At 45.9% G+C, this 21,368-nt stretch carries 21 protein-coding genes and 1 riboswitch; of the genes, 16 read left to right on the plus strand and 5 right to left on the minus strand.

Features of this window, described 5'->3' with window-relative positions:
- Positions 1–119: 119 nt before the first annotated feature.
- Both BLQ32_RS06980 and BLQ32_RS06985 read left to right on the plus strand, forming a co-directional pair.
- Positions 120–482, plus strand: a complete 363-nt coding sequence (locus BLQ32_RS06980) for a hypothetical protein (RefSeq protein ID WP_139150512.1) — start codon at positions 120–122, stop codon at positions 480–482.
- 101 nt (positions 483–583) lie between these two features.
- A complete protein-coding gene (locus BLQ32_RS06985; protein WP_074509671.1) occupies positions 584–1,057 on the plus strand; it encodes a DinB family protein in 474 nt (157 codons plus the stop codon).
- A gap of 65 nt (positions 1,058–1,122) precedes the next feature.
- Here BLQ32_RS06985 and BLQ32_RS06990 read toward each other — a convergent pair whose 3' ends face one another.
- Entirely contained in the window at positions 1,123–1,698 is a 576-nt protein-coding gene (locus tag BLQ32_RS06990) for a DUF4256 domain-containing protein (RefSeq protein WP_074509673.1), read from the minus strand.
- A 257-nt stretch (positions 1,699–1,955) separates the two neighbouring features.
- Between BLQ32_RS06990 and BLQ32_RS06995 the strand changes: the two genes are divergently transcribed.
- Positions 1,956–2,975: an SDR family oxidoreductase gene (locus BLQ32_RS06995; RefSeq protein ID WP_074509675.1), complete on the plus strand. Its 1,020-nt coding sequence runs from the start codon at positions 1,956–1,958 to the stop codon at positions 2,973–2,975.
- A gap of 399 nt (positions 2,976–3,374) precedes the next feature.
- Positions 3,375–5,330, plus strand: coding sequence for a lipoteichoic acid synthase (ltaS, locus tag BLQ32_RS07005; RefSeq protein ID WP_074509679.1), 1,956 nt, complete (start codon positions 3,375–3,377; stop codon positions 5,328–5,330).
- A 123-nt stretch (positions 5,331–5,453) separates the two neighbouring features.
- On the opposite strand, the gene BLQ32_RS07010 is transcribed toward ltaS, so the two are convergent.
- From BLQ32_RS07010 to BLQ32_RS07020, 3 genes are all read right to left on the minus strand, one after another.
- Positions 5,454–6,482 carry an NADP-dependent oxidoreductase gene (locus BLQ32_RS07010; protein ID WP_074509680.1) on the minus strand — a complete coding sequence of 343 codons (1,029 nt, stop codon included), beginning with the start codon at positions 6,480–6,482 and terminating at the stop codon, positions 5,454–5,456.
- Positions 6,483–6,681: 199 nt separating this feature from the next.
- On the minus strand, positions 6,682–7,638 hold the full coding sequence (locus BLQ32_RS07015) for an ABC transporter substrate-binding protein (protein ID WP_244890328.1): 957 nt from the start codon (positions 7,636–7,638) through the stop codon (positions 6,682–6,684).
- The gene (locus BLQ32_RS07020) at positions 7,635–8,180 is read right to left on the minus strand and encodes a hypothetical protein (RefSeq protein WP_074509682.1); all 546 of its coding nucleotides are present in this window, start codon (positions 8,178–8,180) and stop codon (positions 7,635–7,637) included. The genes BLQ32_RS07015 and BLQ32_RS07020 overlap by 4 nt, the downstream gene beginning before the upstream one ends.
- A gap of 168 nt (positions 8,181–8,348) precedes the next feature.
- Positions 8,349–8,537, minus strand: a riboswitch (cobalamin riboswitch).
- Positions 8,538–8,795: 258 nt separating this feature from the next.
- Between BLQ32_RS07020 and BLQ32_RS07025 the strand changes: the two genes are divergently transcribed.
- From BLQ32_RS07025 to BLQ32_RS07055, 7 genes are all read left to right on the plus strand, one after another.
- Positions 8,796–9,740 (plus strand): sugar-binding transcriptional regulator, encoded by a 945-nt coding sequence (locus tag BLQ32_RS07025; protein WP_074509684.1) that lies wholly within the window; start codon positions 8,796–8,798, stop codon positions 9,738–9,740.
- A 90-nt stretch (positions 9,741–9,830) separates the two neighbouring features.
- On the plus strand, positions 9,831–10,469 hold the full coding sequence (deoC, locus tag BLQ32_RS07030; RefSeq protein ID WP_074509685.1) for a deoxyribose-phosphate aldolase: 639 nt from the start codon (positions 9,831–9,833) through the stop codon (positions 10,467–10,469).
- Positions 10,470–10,499: 30 nt separating this feature from the next.
- Positions 10,500–11,852, plus strand: a complete 1,353-nt coding sequence (gene fucP / locus BLQ32_RS07035) for an L-fucose:H+ symporter permease (protein ID WP_074509687.1) — start codon at positions 10,500–10,502, stop codon at positions 11,850–11,852.
- 15 nt (positions 11,853–11,867) lie between these two features.
- Positions 11,868–12,881, plus strand: coding sequence for an aldose 1-epimerase family protein (locus BLQ32_RS07040; protein ID WP_074509689.1), 1,014 nt, complete (start codon positions 11,868–11,870; stop codon positions 12,879–12,881).
- Between the two features lie 22 nt (positions 12,882–12,903).
- Complete coding sequence (gene rbsK / locus BLQ32_RS07045) at positions 12,904–13,806, plus strand: ribokinase (protein WP_074509691.1); 903 nt, start codon at positions 12,904–12,906, stop codon at positions 13,804–13,806.
- 243 nt (positions 13,807–14,049) lie between these two features.
- Entirely contained in the window at positions 14,050–14,706 is a 657-nt protein-coding gene (locus tag BLQ32_RS07050) for a DUF4085 family protein (RefSeq protein ID WP_074509693.1), read from the plus strand.
- A gap of 37 nt (positions 14,707–14,743) precedes the next feature.
- Entirely contained in the window at positions 14,744–15,334 is a 591-nt protein-coding gene (locus BLQ32_RS07055; RefSeq protein WP_074509694.1) for a hypothetical protein, read from the plus strand.
- Between the two features lie 60 nt (positions 15,335–15,394).
- Here the strand turns inward: BLQ32_RS07055 and BLQ32_RS07060 are convergent, their stop codons facing one another.
- On the minus strand, positions 15,395–16,318 hold the full coding sequence (locus BLQ32_RS07060; RefSeq protein WP_074509696.1) for an alpha/beta hydrolase: 924 nt from the start codon (positions 16,316–16,318) through the stop codon (positions 15,395–15,397).
- 138 nt (positions 16,319–16,456) lie between these two features.
- On the opposite strand from BLQ32_RS07060, the gene BLQ32_RS07065 reads away from it, so the two are divergent.
- The 5 genes from BLQ32_RS07065 (at position 16,457) to BLQ32_RS07085 (ending at position 21,366) form a co-directional block, all read left to right on the plus strand.
- Positions 16,457–17,653 (plus strand): M20 family metallopeptidase, encoded by a 1,197-nt coding sequence (locus BLQ32_RS07065; protein ID WP_074509697.1) that lies wholly within the window; start codon positions 16,457–16,459, stop codon positions 17,651–17,653.
- A gap of 79 nt (positions 17,654–17,732) precedes the next feature.
- A complete protein-coding gene (locus tag BLQ32_RS07070; protein WP_053166338.1) occupies positions 17,733–17,957 on the plus strand; it encodes a hypothetical protein in 225 nt (74 codons plus the stop codon).
- 395 nt (positions 17,958–18,352) lie between these two features.
- The gene (locus BLQ32_RS07075) at positions 18,353–19,852 is read left to right on the plus strand and encodes a 4-hydroxyphenylacetate 3-hydroxylase family protein (RefSeq protein ID WP_074509699.1); all 1,500 of its coding nucleotides are present in this window, start codon (positions 18,353–18,355) and stop codon (positions 19,850–19,852) included.
- Positions 19,853–19,864: 12 nt separating this feature from the next.
- Positions 19,865–20,341: a flavin reductase family protein gene (locus BLQ32_RS07080; protein WP_036802611.1), complete on the plus strand. Its 477-nt coding sequence runs from the start codon at positions 19,865–19,867 to the stop codon at positions 20,339–20,341.
- Between the two features lie 20 nt (positions 20,342–20,361).
- Positions 20,362–21,366 (plus strand): catechol 2,3-dioxygenase, encoded by a 1,005-nt coding sequence (locus BLQ32_RS07085; RefSeq protein ID WP_074509701.1) that lies wholly within the window; start codon positions 20,362–20,364, stop codon positions 21,364–21,366.
- The last annotated feature ends 2 nt before the right edge of the window (positions 21,367–21,368 follow it).

Below are 21,368 nucleotides of genomic sequence, written 5' to 3' on the forward strand. Positions count from 1 at the left end.
CATTGCGATGAGGCTGGATTCTTTTTTGCGTAAAAGACAGAAAATTTAGAATTGACACCACAGCTGTTTATCGGAATACTGTAAATAGAAAGCCAGCGAAATCAGAAAGGGTGAATGTGGTGAAGAAAACCATTTTCGTAAGCGATATTTCTTCAATTAAACACAACCATTTTTCATTTAAAAACAAAAAGGACGTCATCAAAGAGTACCCTTTTGTCGTTAAAACAGCTCCTGACGGCAGCTCTTATCATTTTGATCAAGAGGATCTGGCTGCAATGAGCAATTACGAAAAGGATCTTGCGCCGCACGATGAGAAAGACAGGCTTACGAAAACTGAATACATCGGAAAAATGAAACAGGAATTCTACCATCAAATTCGTTCAGGAAATATGGATGAAATCCTCGCCTTTTTATACAAGATGGAAAATAAGGATTTTGAATTGAAATGGGAAGGGATGATAAAACCCAAATTCAAAACTTAATAGGGGATGGTCAAGGAGAAGTTGAAAAAGAATAACAACTTCCAACAGAGTGAGATATCTTCCGTTTCCGAATTGTGATTCTTATTTAAAGGGGATAGAGAATGAACCCATATTGTAAAGGCATCATTCAGCAAATGGATTTGGCGGTCGACTCGGTTATTAAACTAATGGACACGTTGAGCGATGAAGATTTGCTAATCAAACCAAATGTGGAGAAATGGTCGATTGGTGAATTGTTGGCGCATATGTCCGTTATAGGCAAGGCTGATTTCCTGATTGGCTTGGGAGCGTCAGAGGAAGAATTGGACCAGTATTACGAGGAAACAGCACCTCAAATGAATTTGGAGTCCATTGGTTCTACTTTGACTGAAAACTACGCTTTTCTAAGAAAAGGCATAGCGGAAATGGAAGAAAAGGATTTGCTTCAGGTCACCACATCCTTTTTTGGTGCTGTCCATTCCAGATACGAATGGCTTCTGGATACGCAGGCGCATTTTTATCATCATCGCGGCCAGCTGCACGCTATTCTGGTCCATGTGCTCAAGCGGGAACCGAACGTTCAATTATTCGAATAAGGCCAGGAGTTTATAGAATCGAAAAGAGCTTCCAGGGAGATGTACATCCTCCTGGAAGCTCTTTTTTACACTCTCAATGAACCACGGAATCCTCTGGCCGCATAATAGGAATCTGCGCCGTTGTGGTACAGGAAGACTTGTCCGTAGCGGGAATCGCAGAACAAGGCACCTCCGCGGTCGCGGATGTCAGGAGGCGTCTGGACCCAGCTGGAAGTTTTCAGATCGAAGTCGCCAAGTTTCTGGAAGTTCCGGTATTGCTCTTCTGTCAGCAACTCGATGCCCATGTCCGCTGCCATGCCGACCGCGCTGTTTTCCGGTTTGTTTTTCTTGCGGGATTCAAGCGCTTCCGGGTCAAAGCAAACGCTTCTCCGTCCGTCGGGGCTTTCTTTGGAACAATCACAGAACACATATTCATCGTTCGCTTTGTCATACTCGACAACATCCGGTTCGCCGCCTGTCCGTTCCATTTCATGAAGCGACCACAGTTTATCCGGGTTTGCCTCAAGTTTTTCCTGGATTTTCGGCCATTCCAAAAATTCGTGGCGGTCGATGTGCTTCTCGAAACGTTCCTTCAAGGTGTTGAGCAATTCTTCGCGTTGTTCCGATGCCAAGGTTTTATTTGTACGATCGGTCTTTGTCACTCTAATTCCTCCTCCTTCTTCTTCATGCTCTTAGTATATAAGAAAAGCCGCTTGCTTTGGTTGAAAATCCGGAAATTCTCCTGTTAATCATTCACTTTATATATAGTAGAAACTGAAATTCCTCCTTTCTGCTGTAAAAAGGATTGTGTGCCTCCGCTGCAGAATACTATAGGCAATCACCAAATGAAATATCGCGGATGAAGCTGTGGATTCCAAGTACTGCATAAAACCATTCGGATGAAGAAAGGGGAAATACGATGAAAATCTTGATTCTCGGAGGCACCCGTTTTCTCGGGCGTTTTCTGGCCGAAACAGCCCTTCAAAAAGGGCATGAAGTCACTTTGTTCAACAGAGGGAAATCGGATCCCAACTTGTTTCCGGAAGCAGAAAAATTGACCGGAGACCGGGACGGCCAATTAGAGGCGCTAAAAGGGCGGACGTGGGACGCGGTAATTGATACAAGCGGCTATTTGCCATGGCAGGTCAAAGATTCGGCGGAACTGCTTCGTGATGCAGCGGGCCATTATACCTTTATCTCCAGCGCTTCTGTCTATGCGAAACTCGAAGAACCCGGAATTGATGAAAACCACGCAGTCGGGCAATTGGCGCCGGAAAAAGTGGAAGAACTGAAAGGGATGGATGCGGCGCAGGCGATTGGCGCCCATTACGGCGAATTGAAGGTGTTATGCGAACAGGAAGTGGAACGGGCATTTTCGGAACGCAGTTTAATCATTCGGCCCGGGCTTATTGTCGGGCCCTATGATTTTACGGACCGCTTTACTTATTGGGTCAACCGCATGAAAAAAGGCGGGGAAGTGCTGGCGCCTGGGCGAAGAGACAAGGAAGTGCAGTTTATTGATGTCCGTGATTTGGCGGAATGGATCGTGAAGCTGGTGGAAGATCAAGAAACGGGCACGTTTAACGCGACAGGGCCGGAAGCGAAGCTGACGATGGAACAGTTTTTGGAAGGCTGCAAGTCAGCGGCAGTGAGCGACGCCGAACTGGTCTGGGTGGATGAACACTTTTTGTTGGGGCACGGCGTAGCGGGCTGGTCGGACATGCCGCTGTGGATTCCGGATGAGGAAAACATGGCTGGATTTCTCACCGTCGATAGTGGAAAAGCACTGCAAGCGGGATTAACATTTCGTCCGCTAAGCGACACGGTCCGTGACACACTTGCCTGGGAAGCGGCGCGCACCGTTTCGGAGCGGAAAGCGGGGCTCGATTCACAAAAAGAAAAAGCGGTGCTGGAAGATTGGAAAGAACGGGCGCTTTAAGCTACCTTGAATGATACTCAAGCAAGGGCGATACGATGAAAAGAGCTTCTATGGGATGTTTTTCCTGTGGGTGCTTTTTTCATTTCTATTAATAAATTTAAAGAACTGGAAACTATTTAGGCGGCTTGTGCGTCCTATGAAGTTAAGAAAGCTTTCATTCACCCATGAAGGAAGTCACGAATTCGCCGGAATGAGGGTTTTAAAGGCGACAAAATGGGTAAGCCCTTCTGCGCATTTTGAAGAAATTAGGGACTTTAAACTATCATTCCTGCCATTTGTTTAGTAAAATAGAATTTGTCATTCTTTGTAAGAATCTCTCGCTTGAGGTATCTGGCTTCAAGTTTTTTTAATGTCCTGTCCGAAAGATTCCTGTGAAGACCACTAATGAGAAGGTGTATTATGAAAAATATGAAATCAACTAAAAAAATAACAAACAAGTTTGTGCCTCTTTTCCTGCTGGCAGTAGTCATGATGTGGATGAAGACTTACTTGACCCAAAAAACTCAATTTAAACTGGATGTCGACGGTGTCTTGCAGGAGTTCCTGCTGTTCATCAACCCACTCGGATCCGCGCTGCTATTATTAAGCTTGTCGCTGCTCTTTAAAGGAAAACGGAAATACATATCGCTTCTATTCATTTACGTCGTGATGTCCATATTCCTGTATGCGAATGCGGTGTATTACCGATTCTTTAGTGATTTCCTGACTTTGCCGACTTTGTTCCAAACGCAGAACTTTGGCGATTTGGGCGGCAGCATCGTTACGCTGATCCAGCCGACGGACCTGTTGTTCTTTGTGGATGTCGCGCTGCTGATTTATCTTGTCTTTTCTAAGCATGTACCAAAAGAAACGAAAAACTTCAAAACGAAAGCGGTCATTCCAGCGATTACGATGGCATTGGCAATTTCGTTCTTGAACTTAGGCCTGGCAGAAAGCGACCGTCCGGAATTATTGACGCGCGGCTTTGACCGCAACTACATCGTGAAATATTTGGGAATGTATAATTACGCCCTTTATGACACGGTAGAAACATTGAAATCTTCTTCCCAGCGCGTACTCGCTGACAGCGATGACGGCACGGAAGTGGTCAACTACACGAAATCCAATTATGCGAGCCCGAACGAAGCGTATTTCGGGGCAGCTGAAGGGATGAACGTCGTTTACCTGCACCTGGAATCGTTCCAGACCTTCTTGATGGATTATGAATTGAACGGGGAAGAAGTGACGCCGTTTTTGAATTCATTGATCGGCGAAGAAAACACGATGTACTTCGATAATTTCTTCCACCAGACAGCGCAAGGCAAGACCTCGGATGCCGAGTTCATGCTTGAAAACTCGTTGTTCGGTTTGCCAAAAGGTTCCGCGTTTATCACGAAAGGCCAGAACACTTACCAAGCCGCTCCTGCTTTATTGAAAGACAAAGGCTATACGTCTGCTGTCTTTCATGGCAACAACGGCACGTTCTGGAACCGTTCTGAAATCTATAAATCATTCGGCTATGACCATTTCTTCGATATCGAGTCGTATACGAATTTGACCGACCAAGATATGGCTGAGTACGGCGTGATGGATAAGCCGTTCTTCGAACAGTCGGCGCCTCTTTTGGAGTCATTGCCGGAACCGTTCTATTCGAAATTTATCACAGTCGCTCACCATTTCCCTTACAAAATCGATCCTGCATTGACTACGATCGAAAAAGCGGCAACGGGTGATGCCAGTGTTGATAACTACTTCCAGACAGCTCGCTACGCAGACGAAGCGATTGAGCAGTTTTTCACGCAGCTGGAAGAATCCGGTTTAGCGGACAACACGATGGTCGTCATGTACGGGGACCATTACGGGATTTCCGACAACCACAACGCGGCCATGGGCCAGTTGCTTGGAAAAGAAATCACACCGGTTGAAAACACCAAGCTGCAGCGGGTTCCGTTGTTCATCCACGTACCGGGTATGGAAGGCGGCGTCAATCATACGTATGGCGGCCAAATCGACCTTCTGCCAACGGTGATGCATTTGCTTGGCGTTGACACACAAAACAACGTCCAGTTCGGTACAGACCTATTGTCTCCGGAACACGAAGAACTAGTGACATTCCGCAACGGTGACTTTGCGAGTCCGGAAATTTACGCAGTCGGCGAACAGTTCTACAACCCAGAAACGGGCTTGCCGATTGAAGATGAAAAACAACTGGAAATCGCAGAGAATCTGCAGGAGCACGGCACGTATGAATTGCAGTTGTCTGACCGCGTGGTCAACGGCGACTTGTTGAGATTCTACACACCGCCTGGCTTCGAGCCAATCGATCCAGCAGACTACAACTACCAGGTAGACCCAGCGGTTGTGGAAGGCGAATAAACGAAATAGAGGTGTCCCGGAAACCGGATTTGACGGTTTTCTGGGACACCTCTTTTTTGATATAGAGAAAGGAAGCTGCACTTGAGAATGTGCAGCTTCCTTTTTATTCATTATTTTATTTGATTACAGTTTCGCGATTTCCGGATCGGCGACTTTTACGAGCTGTTTGCCGAGGTTGCTGCCTTCGAATAAACCGAAGAATGCTTCCGGTGTTTTTTCGAAGCCTTCAATGATGGTTTCGTCGTATTTCAGTTTTCCTTCCTGCAGCCATTTGGCAAGATCCACAGAACCGGTTTTAAAGTCGTGCGCGTAATCGCCAAGTGTGAAGCCTTTCATCATGGAGCTGGTTGTGATGAACTTCCATTGGATGCGCGGTCCGATGTCTTCGCCCGGTGTGTTGTAGGACGAGATGGTGCCGCACAGCACGACGCGTGCTTTGTTGTTGAGTTCCCAGATGACGGCATCAGAGACCGGGCCGCCGACGTTGTCGAAGTAAACGTCTACGCCGTCCGGCAAGGCGTTCTTCAAGTCTTCGTTGAAGCTGTCTTTTTTGTAGTTGACCGCTGCATCGAAGCCAAGTTCGTTGATCAAGTAATCCACTTTCTCGTCAGAACCGGCGATGCCGACTGCCCGTGCGCCTTTCAGTTTGGCAATCTGCCCCACAACGGAACCGACTGCTCCAGCTGCGCCAGAAACCACAACGGTTTCGCCTTCTTTCGGTTGGCCGATATCCAGCAGTCCGAAGTAAGCGGTCAAGCCGGTCAGACCGAGGATGCCGAGGCGTGTAGTGATAGGCGCTATTGCCGGATCCACTTTTTGTACGGCATCCGCTTTGGCCGTGTTATACTCCGCCCACGCAAGGTTGGCGGTCACGATGTCGCCTTTTTGGAAGCGTTCGGATTTCGAGTCGATGACTTCAGCCAAGATACCGCCCGTGATGGCTTCGTTCAATTGATAAGGAGCAATATACGATTTAACATCTTTCATGCGGCCGCGCATATACGGGTCAACAGACAGATAAAGTGTTTTTAACAACAGTTCATCGGTTTCGAGTGAAGGGATTTCTTTGTCGACAAATGCAAAATCTTCATTTGTAGGTGTGCCTTCCGGTCGGTTGATCAAATGGATTTCTTTGTATGTGTTTGGTGTCATGAAAATTCCTCCTCTAATTTTGTTCGAAAAGAAGCGTAACATGGTTAGCGAGGCGAATCAAAAATTATAGTCCGGCAAGCTGATATTGTTGCAGATGGCTTACGGGTATGGTATTGAAAAAATTTATTGGAAAAGGCAATACCCAAATTGCCCACGGGCGATTCAGCTATTGCCTTTTCATCAATCATTTTTTTAGAAGTTATTTTTCCATCAGTTCCGGATAAACGGTTTCTGCAACCAATTGCACGGCTTCGCCAATGCGCGGCCCGGGACGTGAGGTGATGTCTGAATCCACGAAGTAGACATCGCCGTCTTCAATGGCTTCGACAGTAGACCAGCTTTCACGGGCTTTGATGTCACCGATGGCGTCTTCCACATAAGAAACGGTCGTCAAAATCACTTCCGGATCGCGTGTAATGACTTCTTCCTCGGAAATGTTCGGCCAGCCTTCCAAATCTTCAAAAACGTTTTCCACTTGAGCGTGGTTCAGGATTTCTTGCTGGAACGTCGATTTTCCGGTTGTGTAAATTTCAGGAGAAGGGCTGATTTCCATATACACGTCTTTTTTCTCTTCCACTGCCGCTAACTTGTCCTGCACATCCTGGATCTGTGTTTGGATGTCTTTGACCAATTCTTCGCCTTTTTCTTCCGCTGCAAGAACCGAAGCGATTTGTTCGATGTCGCCGTATACTTCATCAAACGAAGTGGCGGACTGAATCACGAACACGGGAATATCGGCATCTTCCAACTGGGCAAGTTCAGGTGCCACTTCACCCGTAGAATACGCGAGGACGACGTCAGGCTTCATCTCTAGGATACGTTCAGCATTGAAGGCGACCGAGTCACTGACGCGTTCGACTTTCTTCGCTTCTTCCGGGTAGTTGTCGTAATCGGTTGCGCCGATCAGTTTGTCGCCTTCGCCGAGGGCATAGACAATTTCAGTGTTGCTTGGAATGAGGGAAACGATTGTTTCAGGCGCTTGTTCAAACGTGAGTTCCTGGCCGCGGTCGTCTTTGACCGTATAGGCTTCACTTGCTTTTTCTTCAGCCGGTGCTTTGTCGGCTTCTGTCTTGTCTGCTGCTTCATCCGATTGGCAGGCGCCAAGCAGGGAAGCGAAAAGAATGGTTGGGAGTAAAAGTATCGATTTGGTTTTCACGGTGTAGTCTCCTTTTTCTTTGAAGGTCTGGTTGGATAGGATTTGCTGATGAATGGAATTTCCGCTATGCCGTGCTGTTTGTTGACGTATACGGCCATCGCAAACAATAAGTTGGCAAGCAGGCCGCAATAGTCCATCAGATGCTCCGGTACGTCGCGTTCTAAGCTCACCTTGTGCAAGGCGCGGACGGACTTCTTCGCTTCGCTGCGGCATACGTGCAGGACAGTGGCGGCGTGTGTTCCTTGCGGCAGGACGAAATGGCTGATCTCTTCTTCCACTTCAGCGACGTATTTGTCGTACATTTCGCTCAAAAACGCCAAATCATCTTCCGTCACCGCCAGTTTTCCGCGGACAGAACCGTTTAAATGGTACGCCATTGGCTGCAGGAATCGCAGGTCCTCATAGACCATCGGCACATCTTTGGTTAAAGCAATGGCTTGGCCAATCCGGGTCGTCAATGAATCGGTCCGGATTTCAAAATCCACGGTTGACGCACTTTCTCGCATGAACGGATAACAAACATAACGGATATCTTTTTTCACAATTTCACCTCCAAGACCTGGGTTGTGTAAATATCAGCAGACGTATCGCTTTCAGCAGAACACAAAAAAGCCACCCTAATGTAAGGGTGGCACAAAGACTATTATCAGACCGCAAAAAGCTGCCAATAGAAAAAGTTGCCGTAGATCCCCTTATCTTCCGAAGAGCAAAAATACGTTCAGAAAAAGGTAGGTCTCCTGGCTTGTGCATCATTTTACTCCAAGGGCCTTCCCAATCGACATTCATCGATCAGTGGCATTCCTTGTTTCATACGCACTTACAGTTGCGGAAACAGCTCCGGATTTTCACCGGATTCCCTGTTACGCTGACGAATCAGCACCTTTTTCCTGCATGACTATTTACTTAGCTTTAGTGTAGCATACTGTTTCTTGGAGAGGGAGAGGCAATTTGTTTTCTTTTAATAACGAATTAGCGTTCCTAATAAACTTGGGTTGCTTGAAGTGGACATAGTATATCCTTTATTGTCGCAAAAGTAGAATTTATTGGTTAAAGTTATACAGTAGACTGTAAGGCATATTTATTTTTAATAAAATACAAAATGCAATTCGTTAATACTGGATTGCTTAATATAAGATTAACGAAAAGGGGATTGGACATTGTTAAATGATAAGGATTTATTAAGTATTGAAGTGGCAAGGATGTATTATGAATTTGATAAGACGCAGCAGGAAATTGCTGAGACTTTTTCCATTTCCCGTCCGACCGTTTCCAAGCTTTTAAAATACGCCAAAGAGAAAAAGTACATTCAGATTACGATTGAAAGCCCGGTGGATGCCATCAATTCATTGGAAGAAAGCTTGAAAGAAAAATACGGGTTAAGAGAAGTGAAAATCGCTTATGCGAATCCCCTCCAAGGTTCCGACGCGAATGAGAGAAACATGTTGGGGAAAAAAGTGGCGGCTTATTTGGAGAACATCGTTCAAGACAAAGACCGCATCGGCATAAGCTGGGGGGAAACGCTTTACCACGTATCGCAGGAAATTCAGCCGAAAGCAGTGCAGGGAGTCGAAATTGTCCAGCTAAAAGGCGGCATGAATTTGGTGCAAGCGGATACGCATGATCAGGAAATCATGACGCAATTTGTGAAAAAGTACAATGCCAAAGGGCAATACATTCCGTTGCCTGTAGTTTTTGAAACAGAGTACGCAAAAAATACATTATTGAAGGAAAAACAAACGCAGAAAATCCTTGAGAAGATCAATGAAGTCAACATTGCTCTTTATACCATAGGGACTGTAACAAAAGATTCGCTGCTGTACCGGATGCATTACATTGCAGATGATGAATTTGCTTACTTGGAAGAACACGCGGTATGTGATATTTGTTCAAGATTCATTGATGAAAAGGGAGGTATTTGTTTAGAAGATTTGAATTCCCGGACTTTCGGCATTGATTTGGAACAATTGTCAAAAGTGGAAAACAGCATCTTGATTGCGGGAGGGGATTCGAAGATAAAAGGCATACATACGGCGCTCATTAACCGCATTCCCAATGTCTTGATTACCGACAGCATGACAGCATTAAAACTAATCGAATATTAAAGCGCTTGCACAAATGTAAAAATTCAGTTTTACATTTGTGCTTTTTTGTGTTATTTTTTTATACAATACAAAAAAGAAGGAGCTATCAGAATGTTAAAAAATAAATTGATCGATCATACGTTGTTAAAAGCTGACGCTACTCAACCAATGGTGGAGAAGCTGGCAGCCGAAGCAAAAGAACATGATTTTGCTTCAGTGTGTGTAAATCCTTATTGGGTTCCGTTGTGCGCTAATCTTTTAAAAGGCACAAATGTAAAGGTTTGCACAGTCATTGGTTTTCCGCTCGGAGCGAGCACGACGGCTGTTAAAGTTTTTGAAACACAGAATGCAATCGATAATGGTGCAACAGAAGTGGACATGGTCATCAACATCGGCGAATTGAAAAACAACAACTTGGATTTTGTTCAACAAGACATTGAAGCAGTTGTAAATGCTGCAAAAGGCAAGGCTCTCACAAAAGTGATTATCGAAACCAGCCTTTTAACAAAAGATGAAATTAAAGCGGTTTCAAAATTGGTAACAAATGCAGGTGCGGAATTCATTAAAACGTCTACTGGATTTTCAACGGGCGGTGCGACTGTTGAGGACGTCAAACTGATGGCAGAAACTACAGGCGATAACGTAGAAGTGAAAGCTTCCGGCGGCGTTCGCACAAAAGAAGATTTCGACGCTATGGTAGAGGCCGGGGCGACAAGAATCGGGACCAGTAACGGAATTGCGTTAGTTTAACTTACATTCACAATTGGGAGGAGAAATGTAATGAGCACAATTGAAACAAAATCAGAGAAGGTCTATAAAGGCAATCCCTTAAACTTAATTAAAATGAATTCGAAGCAGCTAGATGATGGGTATTTGGATAAAACACCAATATTTCAATTTATCCTGTTATCGATTTTGTTCCCGCTATGGGGAGCGGCTGCCAGTCTGAACGATATTTTAATTACGCAGTTCAAGCATATTTTCACATTAAGTGACTTTGCCAGTGCGTTTGTCCAAAGTGCTTTCTATGCCGGTTATTTCCTGGTAGCAATTCCCGCGTCTCTAATCATCAAAAAAACTTCATATAAATTAGCTATCTTGATTGGCCTTATCTGTTACATACTTGGTTGTTCATTATTTTTCCCAGCTTCACATGTAGCTACATATTCGGTGTTTTTAATGGCCCTATTTGCTATTGCAATTGGATTAAGCTTCCTTGAAACTTCAGCAAACACATATAGCTCACTCATTGGGCCAAAACGTTTCTCTACATTACGTTTGAATATCAGCCAAACTTTTTATCCCCTCGGTTCCATTTTAGGAATTGTCCTTGGGAAATACTTGGTATTTGGAAACGGACCGACATTGGAAGAGCAGATGAGCGGACTTACGCCAGCAGAACAAACTGTGTTTGCGGCAGAAATGCTGCAAAAAACATTATTGCCGTACAAATACTTGGTCATGATTTTAGTAGTTGCTTTGATCATCTTCTTAATTACAGAATTCCCGAAAAGTAAGCCGGCAAAATCAGCCATCGAAAATGCAAAAATCTCAGAAACGCTTAAGTACTTAGCGAACAACAAAGAATTCATCAAAGGGATTGTAACGCAGTTTTTCTACGTTGGGATGCAGACGGCTGTTTGGTCCTTCACGATTCGTCTGGCCATGCAGTTGAATCCGACAATCAATGAACGTGATGCTTCCACTTTTATGATTTACAGCTTTATCGCCTTTTTCGTTGGTAAATTCATTGCCAACTTATTCATGAGCAAAGTGTCGCCGACTAAAGTATTGCTTGGCTTCTCGGTGCTTGGCTCTCTGGCAGTCTTGTACGTGACTTTTGTGCCAAATATGTCAGCCGTTTATATGGCGATTGTTGTGAGCGGACTATTTGGTCCTTGCTGGGCAACCATCTATTCGAAAACATTGGACGTTGTCAAAGACAAACGCCATACCGAAACTGCAGGTGCGATTATTGTTATGAGTATAATTGGCGGCGCTATTATCCCGTTAATACAAGGCCTTGTTTCAGATATTTCCGGCTCTCTGCAATTTTCGTTCATCGTAGCATTTGTTTGCTTTGCTGTGGTAGTCGTTTATTCAATCGGGCAACTGCGCCATCAGAACGTATAGGAGGAGTTTCACAGAATGTATACTTACTTTTTAAATAAAGAGGATTTTTCATCAACCCAAAAAGCAGTACTGGAAAATGAACACTTTAAAGTAGAGACATTCAAATATCCATCCGGTATTGAAGCCTTAAAGGTTTCAAATTCCAAAGGGCATATGACGATTCTTCCGTATTACGGGCAGATTATTTGGGATGTCGTCTTTAATGGCCAATCGCTGACGATGGAGAATATGTTCAATGAACCGAAAAAAGGCACAGAGATTACGGATACGTATGGCTGCTTCGCTTTCCATTCGGGTTTGTTGGCGAACGGATGCCCTGCGCCGGAAGACAGCCATCCGCTGCATGGTGAATTCCCATGTTCGGATATGGACAGAAGCTACCTGACATTCGATGAACAGTCCATTACAATTCACAGTGAATTTGAGTATGTAAAAGGGTTCGGACACCACTATCTTGCGAAGCCGTCTGTCACTTTAGCCGCAGACGAGACAACTATTGAGATTTCATTGGAAGTCCAGAATCTCTCTAAATATCAAAAAATGCCATTGCAATACATGTGCCACATGAATTATGCATATGCTGAAAATGGCGTCATGACTGAAAATATTCCGAATGATGCTTTCTATTTAAGAACATCGATCCCGGATCATGTAAAACCGAACGAAGACTGGAAGGCATATATGGCCAAGTTGGAAGAAACAAAAGAAATCATTTCAACACTCGATCACCCAGAAATGTATGATCCCGAAATTTGTTTCTTTACAAAAAATCTTGGCGAGTACACAGAGCGGGCAGAATTTGAAATGGCGTATAATGAGGAAAGTAAGTTTTTTATTCACTTTGACACTACTGACTTTCCGTATGCAACACGTTGGCTGCTGAACAATCCGGATCAAAAAGTATCGGCGTTTGCTTTGCCGGGCACTTCTTTGCCCGAAGGCTATTCAGCAGCAGAAAAAGCCGGTTCTTTGGTTCATTTGGAACCCAATGAAAGAAGAGTCTTCACGGTTCGTACGGGCGTCAAATAATAGCAGGAATGGAGTTAAGAAAATGGATATTGCAGTCATCGGCTCAAATATGGTCGACTTAATTACCTATTTAGAACGCATGCCCGAAGAAGGCGAAACATTAGAAGCACCCGAGTTTGAAATGGGCTGCGGAGGCAAAGGAGCCAATCAGGCAGTAGCGGCTGGCCGTCTGGGCTCGGATGTTTTGATGGTCACTAAAGTCGGCAACGATTTATTCGGCCAAAACACAATTGAAAACTTTAAAAAGAACGGCATTCGGACGGATGCTGTGGAAATCGGTACGAAAACCAGTGGTGTTGCACCGATTTTCGTAGACCCGAATGCCAAAAATCGTATTCTAATTATTCAAGGAGCCAATAGCGAGCTGCTCCCGGAAACGGTTGAAAATTATCGTCACCAGATTGAGGAAGCGAAATTGATCATCCTCCAGCTGGAGATTCCATTAGAAACGGTCTACAAAGCAATTGATATGGGTGCGGAACTTGGCATTCCGGTTCTCTTGAACCCGGCACCTGCGAATCCGGCTTTGGATTTGGAATACGTTAAAAAATGTACTTATTTTGCACCGAATGAATCAGAGCTCGGTATTCTGACGGATATGCCGGTGGGAAGTCTTGGAGAAATTAAAGCGGCAGCAGCCTCTTTGATTCAAAAAGGTGTAAAGAATTTAATCGTTACAATGGGCGACAAAGGCGTTCTTTGGATGACTGAAGAAAAAGAAACCGTAATCGAAGGGAAAAAAGTGGATGCCATTGACACGACAGGAGCCGGAGATTCTTTTATCGGCTGCTTCGCGCATTACTTAACAAAAGGGTATGTAATCGAAGAATCCCTTCAAAAAGCGAATTTATACGCAGCTCAAGCAGTGCAGGGGCGCGGCACCCAATTGTCTTATCCGACAAAAGAGGAATTCTTAGCATATTAAGAACTATTCATGAGCAGAAGTAGGATGTTCCAACAAACTAAATCGAAACAAAAAAGCACAGCCTGGATTTTATTATTTCCAGGCTGTGCTTTTTATAAAGATTAATTTTTTTGAATTAAAATAAAGTTCAATCTATGGATAATCAACACATATTTAAAAATTGTACTATCCACCGAAGTGCCGAAGGGGGTACACTATTGTATAGAGAAAAAACTGCTTGATTGAACAAACAGGAGGAACACAATGAGGTATTTTACAAAAGAATGGTACGACGAGATGCAGGTGTCCGGTTATCTGGCTTACCATGAATCGTTAGAGGAATGGGAAGAAGAGCTTGTTTCCTATAGAGAAGAAGGCATTGATTACGAAGAAAACTACCGACGAAACCTGGAAAATATGCGGGAGGACTTGTTGAAATTCCTGCCGGAGTCTTTCCATCCTTATATATATAATGGCACCATCAGCCACGGCTTTCCGCCGCAGGAGTTGCGTGAAATGGCGAAGCAATGGGAACAGGAGCACGAAGCGCGGCTTGAAACAATCAACGAAGATTACAGCAAGCATTACCAATCGATTAAAGATCAATTGCCGGCAGGCGCCGTCCAGTTGATGGAGCAAAGCCTTCACGATGCCACAGTGATTTCGGTTGATAAAGAAACTGAAGAAACCTTGATCATCAAGCTCGATTGCAGCAAGGGATTCCATTACTTCACGGACATTCAGTTGACTTTCACAGGCGTCACCAAAGCGGAGATTCCGGAAAATTTCTCCGGCGCTCGGTGGCTGTATAACGAGATTTATTTGAACGAAAACCGTTTTGAACTTCATGTGCTGTTCGACAGCCCCATGGTTGAAGTGGAAATTGTCGCGCAAGATGTGAAAATCGAAGTAATAGGATAGTAGTTAGTACGGACTTTTGGAGAAAGAAGATGGGGGCATGAAAGCATTTGTTTTGTATGCGGCGGCTATTTTGGGCGGCTTTTTGCTGTATCGATTATCCGAACTATGGTACGGGGCAGAGTGGATTTTTGGTTTATTGACAGTCGGCTGGTTCGGCTTGTTTTTGTTTGTTTGGAAGCGGGTGAAGCCGGGCGGTACAGGGATCATTTTAGTTGCTGCTTTTACATTGGTGGACATCAGCTCCATCTTTTTTCTGCAAAATCTGCCAACTGCGATCTGCAATTTGTTGATCGCGTTGCTGCTTGTTCCGTTCTTCCGGCGTTATCCGGATGTGGTGCTAAGCTCAATGGGCTTGGTGCTGCTCGGCATCCTAATCTGCATTGACACAGGAAGCATCGCTACCACGTGGATGTTGTTCATCGCTACCGGTTCACTGGCGCTAATCGGCTTCCGCATGCGTTTTCGTTGGGTGAAGCACTGTTATACCGTTCTTTTTGCAATCACAGTGCCCGTATTGCTCATAAATTATTCTTTAGAAAATGCGTATTTGGTTGTTGTCGTGGTTCTGGCGGGCGTCGCTGCAGTTGCCGCCGGTTCTTACAAATTTTCAAAGCAGCCGCTCCTTTAATATAAAATCAAACAAGCCGGACTTTCCTGTGAGGGAAGTTCCGGCTTGTTTTTTATTTGATCAGGAAAAAGCTTTTTTCAGTTCCTGTGCGCCTTCAGCGACGGCGGCCCGGGCTTCCGGAACAAAGCTTGAAAAGTTCGCAAAGCCGTGAATCAGGTCTTCGTAGTTTTTGTAATACACTTCAACGCCGTGGTCCCGCAGCTTTTCGGCATAGGCCGCTCCGATGTCCCGGAGCGGATCGTATTGGGCGGTAAGGATGGTCGCCGGGGGCAAGCCTTCTAGCTCATCGGACAGGATCGGCGACAAGTACGGATGGTGCCGGTCGTCCGGGCTGTTCAAATAATGCATTTGGAACCAGCCCATCATGTCGCTCGTCAGCAAATACCCTTCGCCGTTTTCGTGCATCGACGGGGTACCAGCTGCCGAACCTGTTGACGGATACAGCAGGAGCTGATGGACCAGGCGCGGGCCGCTGCGTTCTTTGGCAATCAAACACGTGACCGTTGCCAGGTTTCCGCCCGCGCTGTCGCCGCCGACGGCAATCCGGTCCGGATCGATTTCAAGTTCGTCCGCATAAGCGACAATCCATTCGAGCGATTCGTAGGCATCTTCCACCGCAGCGGGAAATTTATGTTCAGGGGCCAGGCGGTATTCGACGGATACCACCACGCACGAGGCCAAATTGGCGAGTTCTCGGCAAATGGCGTCGTGGCTTTCGATGCTGCCGAGCACCCAGCCGCCTCCGTGGTAAAAAACAAGTGCCGGGAAAGGTGCATTGCCTGTCGGTGTATAAATGCGAATCGGGATATCGCGCCCCGTCAACGGAATTGTCCGGTCTTTCACTTTTTCGACAGGCTCTTTCTGCATGGCCATCAACGCGGAGTTTTCTGAACTGCGCATGACCTCCGGAGTAATCTTTTCAAACGATACAGGCATGGTATTCATTTGCTCTAAAAAGAATTTGATTTTCGGATTTACCGGCATGTCTATTCCTCCCGTTTCCTTTGTGGTGTAGCCCTAAAAAGATTCGCTGCTTATCCAGAATATTCCTGCAACCGAAATAAAAAAGATTTGCATTCATTTCGGTAAGAACGGGTAGAGCTGGAGAAAGGAGTGATCGACATGTTAACTGCGGAATTAATGAAAAGACTGGATGCGAAAGAACAGCGCATCATTGAGATACGCCGCCATCTCCATGAGCATCCGGAGCTTTCTTTTGAAGAGGAAGAAACTGCTGCATACATCGAAGAATTTTATGAAGAGGTGCCGGTGGATTCCGTTGAAACGAATGTTGGCGGACACCGCGGCATTGTTGTAACCATCAAAGGCAGCCAGCCTGGCAAAACAATTGCCATCCGCGCCGATTTTGATGCGCTGCCAATCCAAGAGGAAACGGATCTGCCGTTTGCGTCGAAAAACGAAGGGGTGATGCATGCCTGCGGCCACGACGGCCATACGGCTTATATGCTCGTTCTCGCAGAAACTTTGGCAGAGCTGAAAGACCAATTGGCAGGAACCGTGAAAGTCATCCATCAGCCGGCTGAGGAAATGCCGCCTGGCGGCGCGATTGGCATGATTCAAGCAGGCGTGCTTGAAGGAGTGGATGCGGTTTTTGGCATCCATGTCATGTCGACAATGGAAACCGGCTGCGTCTTTTACAGAAGCGGCAATACACAGACCGGACGAGCCCGCTTCAAACTTCTTGTCCAAGGAAAAGGCGGCCACGGCTCTTCACCGCATATGGCCAATGACGCCATCGTTGCGGCGAGTTCATTTGTCATGAACTGCCAGACCATCATCAGCCGCCGAATGAATCCATTTGATACTGCAGTTGTCACCATCGGTTCGTTTGATGGGAAAGGGCAATTTAACGTCATCAAAGACGCCGTCACTTTGGAAGGCGACGTGCGGACAATGTCGGTGGAGTCCCGGGAGCTGGTCGAAGAAGAAGTGCGCCAGTTTGCCAAAGGGCTCGATGCGTCGTTCGGCGTGGAAACCACATTGGAGTATGCGAACGACTATCCGGTGCTTTACAACGATCCGGAAGCGACGGAGCGAGTCCGGGAAGCGCTCCTGCAGGCAGCTATTCCTGAAGTGGAGGCCGTCACAGAAGCCGCGCCGCAGCCGCCGTCCGAGGATTTTGCTTATTATCTGCAGGAAAAGCCGGGCTGCTTCTTTTATGTCGGTGCAAAACCGGAGGGCAAGCAGTGGTATCCGCACCACCACCCCAAATTTGAAATTGACGAGAAGAGCTTGTTGATCAGCGCGAAAGCGATGGCTGCTGTGGTGGGGGCTTATTGTGGTAAGGGCGAATCGTGAAGATATTAGTAAACGGGATTATCATCCGCGCTTGTGGGTAAACAATAATTAATTCATTTTAAACAGGAGGCGAATTGAATTGGCTAGAAAAGGTACAGCAGGGCGCATGCCCGAAAAACAACTAGGCGCGACCGAATCCGGAATCGATAAAGCAATCAATAAAACAAAACAAGCTTTCGACAAAGACAATGACGCAACTGACTACGAAGACGTCAAAGGCGAAGACGAAATGGAAGCGGCGAAAGAGTATTCGAAGAAGGCTGCGCATAATCCACCTGAAAGAGAGACCGATGGAAACGTTTAATAGAGTTAATGCGAGGAAGCCCGGTGAACGCACCGGGCTTTTTTGATTTGTTTGCGAAAAATCGATTTTTGCGAATAAATGCTGAGAAGTGCGAACGAAACTTAGAGAACGCCACCAAGACTTTAGGAGAAATTTGTAAGAATTACGGATGAATGTTATTCAAGCTCGAGAAGCTACTATAAGAAAAGAGCGCTTCAACAAGAAGAAAAGCAGTTGGCAGTTTAGCTAACTGCTTTTCATTTTTCTTGATAAATTTATTTAACTTTTCAGACAACTTGTGTCAGTGGAATGGTTTTTTCTCGACATTCCATGTCATTGTTAGCGTTTACATTTCGTTATATAGTTTTAACAAATGTAAGGCCTACATTACGAACCCAACGAAACGGAGTGATTTCATGTTAACTGGAGAACAGTATCTTGAGAGTTTGCGGGACGGACGAGTGGTTTACTTGAATGGAGAAAAAATTGACGATGTGACGACTCATCCAGCTTACCGAAATTCAGCCCTGTCATATGCACGAATGTACGATGCATTGCATGATCCTGCTAAACAAGATGTGCTGACAGCGATCAATGAACATGGTGACCGCACACATAAGTTCTTTAAGACTCCACGTACAGCAGAAGACCTGGTCGGAGCCCGTGACGCCATCGTTGAATGGTCGAAACTGAATTTCGGTTTTATGGGAAGAACGCCGGATTACAAAGCTTCTTTCCTGGGACACCTTGAAGCCTATTCGGATTATTATGTAGGCTATGAGGAAAATGCCAAAGCCTGGTACAAGAAAGCTGCCAGGGACTTGCCGTTCGTCAATCATACGGTCATCAATCCACAAATGGACCGCTCCAAATCACTCCATGAAAACAAAGAAGTGTTCGTTCGTGCTGTGGAAGAACGCGACGACGGAATTATTGTAAGCGGTGCCAAAATGGTTGGGACGGCGGCTGCTTTAACCAACTACAACTTTGTCGCTAACTACGGACCTAAGGAATTAGGCGGCGGGGACATTAGCCACGCACTAATCTTCCTGGTACCGATGAATGCACCGGGATTGAAGATGATCAGCCGCCAATCCTATGAGCTGCAGGCTAAAACGAATGGCACGCCGTTCGATTATCCATTATCCAGCCGTTTTGATGAAAACGACGCGGTAATCGTATTGGACAATGTCTTCGTTCCATGGGAAAACATACTGGCCTATAACAATGTGGAAGTATCGAATAACTTTGTAGCAGAAACTCATTTCGTCAACCGTTTTAGTTTCCATGGCTGTGCACGATTAGGAGTGAAACTGGATTTCATGGCGGGCCTCCTGATGAAAGCAACGGAAGCTTCAGGAACACATCAGTTCCGCGGCGTACAGGCAAATATCGGAGAAGTCGTAGCGATGCGCAATATGATCTGGAGTCTATCAGATTCGATGGCGATGAATCCGGATATCGGACGCAACGGTGTCGCTATTCCAAACGGTGTCGCAGCCAATGCATACCGGGTGCTTGCTCCCGAAGTATGGACCAAGGTCAAAAAGATATTCGAGCAAGTGGTTGCAGGCGGGTTGATTCAATTGCCATCAAGTGCTGCAGATTTCCTGAATCCCGAAATCCGTCCTTATTTGGATCAATACTATAAAGGGACAAATACCACTGCGGAAGACCGTGTCAAACTTTTGAAGATGGTTTGGGATTCAATCGGCAGTGAATTCGGTGGCCGCCACGAATTATACGAAGTGAACTATGCCGGAAATCATGAAAACATCCGTGTGGAAGCGATGTATCATTCAATCGGTTCAGGCAACGCAGAATCGTTTAAGGCTTTGGTAGACGAAGCCATGAGTGACTATGACTTGAACGGTTGGACGAATGCCGTGTGGAAAGAGAAAATTCCTACAATATAAGGAGGGCTTTGAATGGATAGTCGTGAATTCCGTAACGCAATGGGTAAATTCGCCACCGGGGTAACGGTGATTTCAACAGATGTGGAAGGAACGTACCACGGAATGACAGCAAACGGGTTCATGTCGATTTCCCTGGACCCGGCACTGGTCGCCATTTCAATCGGCGAACGGGCGCAGACGCTTCAATTGATCAAAGCAAGCGGCCGTTTCGGCGTCAGTATCTTAGCAAAAAATCAAGTTCATGTCTCCAAACAATTTGCCGGACAAATTCCAAGCGATGAAGCCTTCCGATTTGATGTGACAAACGGCTTTCCGTTAGTCGGCGATTCTCTCGTCCAAATTGTCTGTGAAGTAGAGCAGGAAATCTTAGCAGGAGATCACACCATCTTCATCGGGAAAGTAGAAAAAATGATTGTGAAAGACGGAGAGCCGTTATTGTTCTCTTGCGGAAAATATGCAGAACTGGATCCGCAATACGCGGTCCTTTAAACAAAAGGGAGGAAATTAAAATGACAAGCGAATTAACAAACCAGCACGAGGAACCGATTTTTGATGTCGCGCAAATTGCCCACGTGGAAGTCCTGTCGCCGACGCCAAAAGAAACGATAGCATTTTATACCGATATGCTTGGTATGGAGATTGTGGACCAAATTGAACACCGCACTTACTTACGCGCCTATGAAGACAATTACAAATATTCTTTGATCGTGACAGAAGCGGAAGAAGCAGGGCTTGGCCATGTTGCCTGGCGAACGACGTCTCCACAGGCGCTGCAACGCCGGGTCAAAGCACTGGAAGAAAGTGGTCGCGGAGAAGGTTGGTCAAACGATGAATATGGGCACGGTCCGGCTTATCAGTTCACGACTCCGGATGGCCATAAGATGGAGATTTTGTGGGAAGTTGAGTACTATGAGTGCCATGTCGACAAACGTTCAAAATTGTTGTCAAGAAGCCAAAAACGGCCAGCACATGGTGTTCCGGTCCGCCGTTTGGACCACATCAATATAATGTCGAGCAATCCGGCTGCAGATACCGATTTCCTAGTGAAGACACTGGGGTTCAAAGTCCGTGAACAAATTGTCGACAACGATTATGTTGTCGGCACATGGAACAGCGTTTCGAACTTAGTGCACGAAATCGCAATCATGCAAGAACCAACTGGTGCCAAGGGGAAACTGCATCACGTCTGCTACTGGTACGGTGTACCTCAAAATTTATATGATGCAGCGGATTTATTGAAAGACCACGGCTATTTCATCGAAATCCCGCCTAATAAACACGGGGTCAGCCAGGCGTTCTGCATGTATGCATACGAGCCAGGCGGCAACCGCGCCGAATTGTTTGGAGATGCCGGCTATTTGATTCTCGACCCGGACTGGAAAACATTGACTTGGCAAATGGAAGATGTTCCCGGCAACGGCGATGCTTGGGTAGGGGCAGCTTTCCCGGATTCGTTCTGGACTTACGGCACACCGGCACCAGCAGCGGTTCCATTAAAAGCAGTCGCTGAATAATA

Origin of the sequence: Planococcus glaciei, from assembly GCF_900099655.1 — a bacterium.
GTDB lineage: Bacteria > Bacillota > Bacilli > Bacillales_A > Planococcaceae > Planococcus > Planococcus glaciei.

Bases quoted from the DNA above. Each gene is read 5' to 3' on its own strand.
- deoC (WP_074509685.1), top strand. From the start codon at position 9,831: ATGTTAAAAAATAAATTGATCGATCATACGTTGTTAAAAGCTGACGCT.
- BLQ32_RS06995 (WP_074509675.1), top strand. From the start codon at position 1,956: ATGAAAATCTTGATTCTCGGAGGCACCCGTTTTCTCGGGCGTTTTCTG.
- BLQ32_RS06985 (WP_074509671.1), top strand. From the start codon at position 584: ATGAACCCATATTGTAAAGGCATCATTCAGCAAATGGATTTGGCGGTC.
- BLQ32_RS07065 (WP_074509697.1), top strand. From the start codon at position 16,457: ATGTTAACTGCGGAATTAATGAAAAGACTGGATGCGAAAGAACAGCGC.
- BLQ32_RS07060 (WP_074509696.1), bottom strand. From the start codon at position 16,318: ATGCCGGTAAATCCGAAAATCAAATTCTTTTTAGAGCAAATGAATACC.
- BLQ32_RS07055 (WP_074509694.1), top strand. From the start codon at position 14,744: ATGAAAGCATTTGTTTTGTATGCGGCGGCTATTTTGGGCGGCTTTTTG.
- ltaS (WP_074509679.1), top strand. From the start codon at position 3,375: ATGAAAAATATGAAATCAACTAAAAAAATAACAAACAAGTTTGTGCCT.
- rbsK (WP_074509691.1), top strand. From the start codon at position 12,904: ATGGATATTGCAGTCATCGGCTCAAATATGGTCGACTTAATTACCTAT.
- BLQ32_RS07050 (WP_074509693.1), top strand. From the start codon at position 14,050: ATGAGGTATTTTACAAAAGAATGGTACGACGAGATGCAGGTGTCCGGT.
- fucP (WP_074509687.1), top strand. From the start codon at position 10,500: ATGAGCACAATTGAAACAAAATCAGAGAAGGTCTATAAAGGCAATCCC.
- BLQ32_RS07040 (WP_074509689.1), top strand. From the start codon at position 11,868: ATGTATACTTACTTTTTAAATAAAGAGGATTTTTCATCAACCCAAAAA.
- BLQ32_RS07085 (WP_074509701.1), top strand. From the start codon at position 20,362: ATGACAAGCGAATTAACAAACCAGCACGAGGAACCGATTTTTGATGTC.
- BLQ32_RS07010 (WP_074509680.1), bottom strand. From the start codon at position 6,482: ATGACACCAAACACATACAAAGAAATCCATTTGATCAACCGACCGGAA.
- BLQ32_RS07080 (WP_036802611.1), top strand. From the start codon at position 19,865: ATGGATAGTCGTGAATTCCGTAACGCAATGGGTAAATTCGCCACCGGG.
- BLQ32_RS07075 (WP_074509699.1), top strand. From the start codon at position 18,353: ATGTTAACTGGAGAACAGTATCTTGAGAGTTTGCGGGACGGACGAGTG.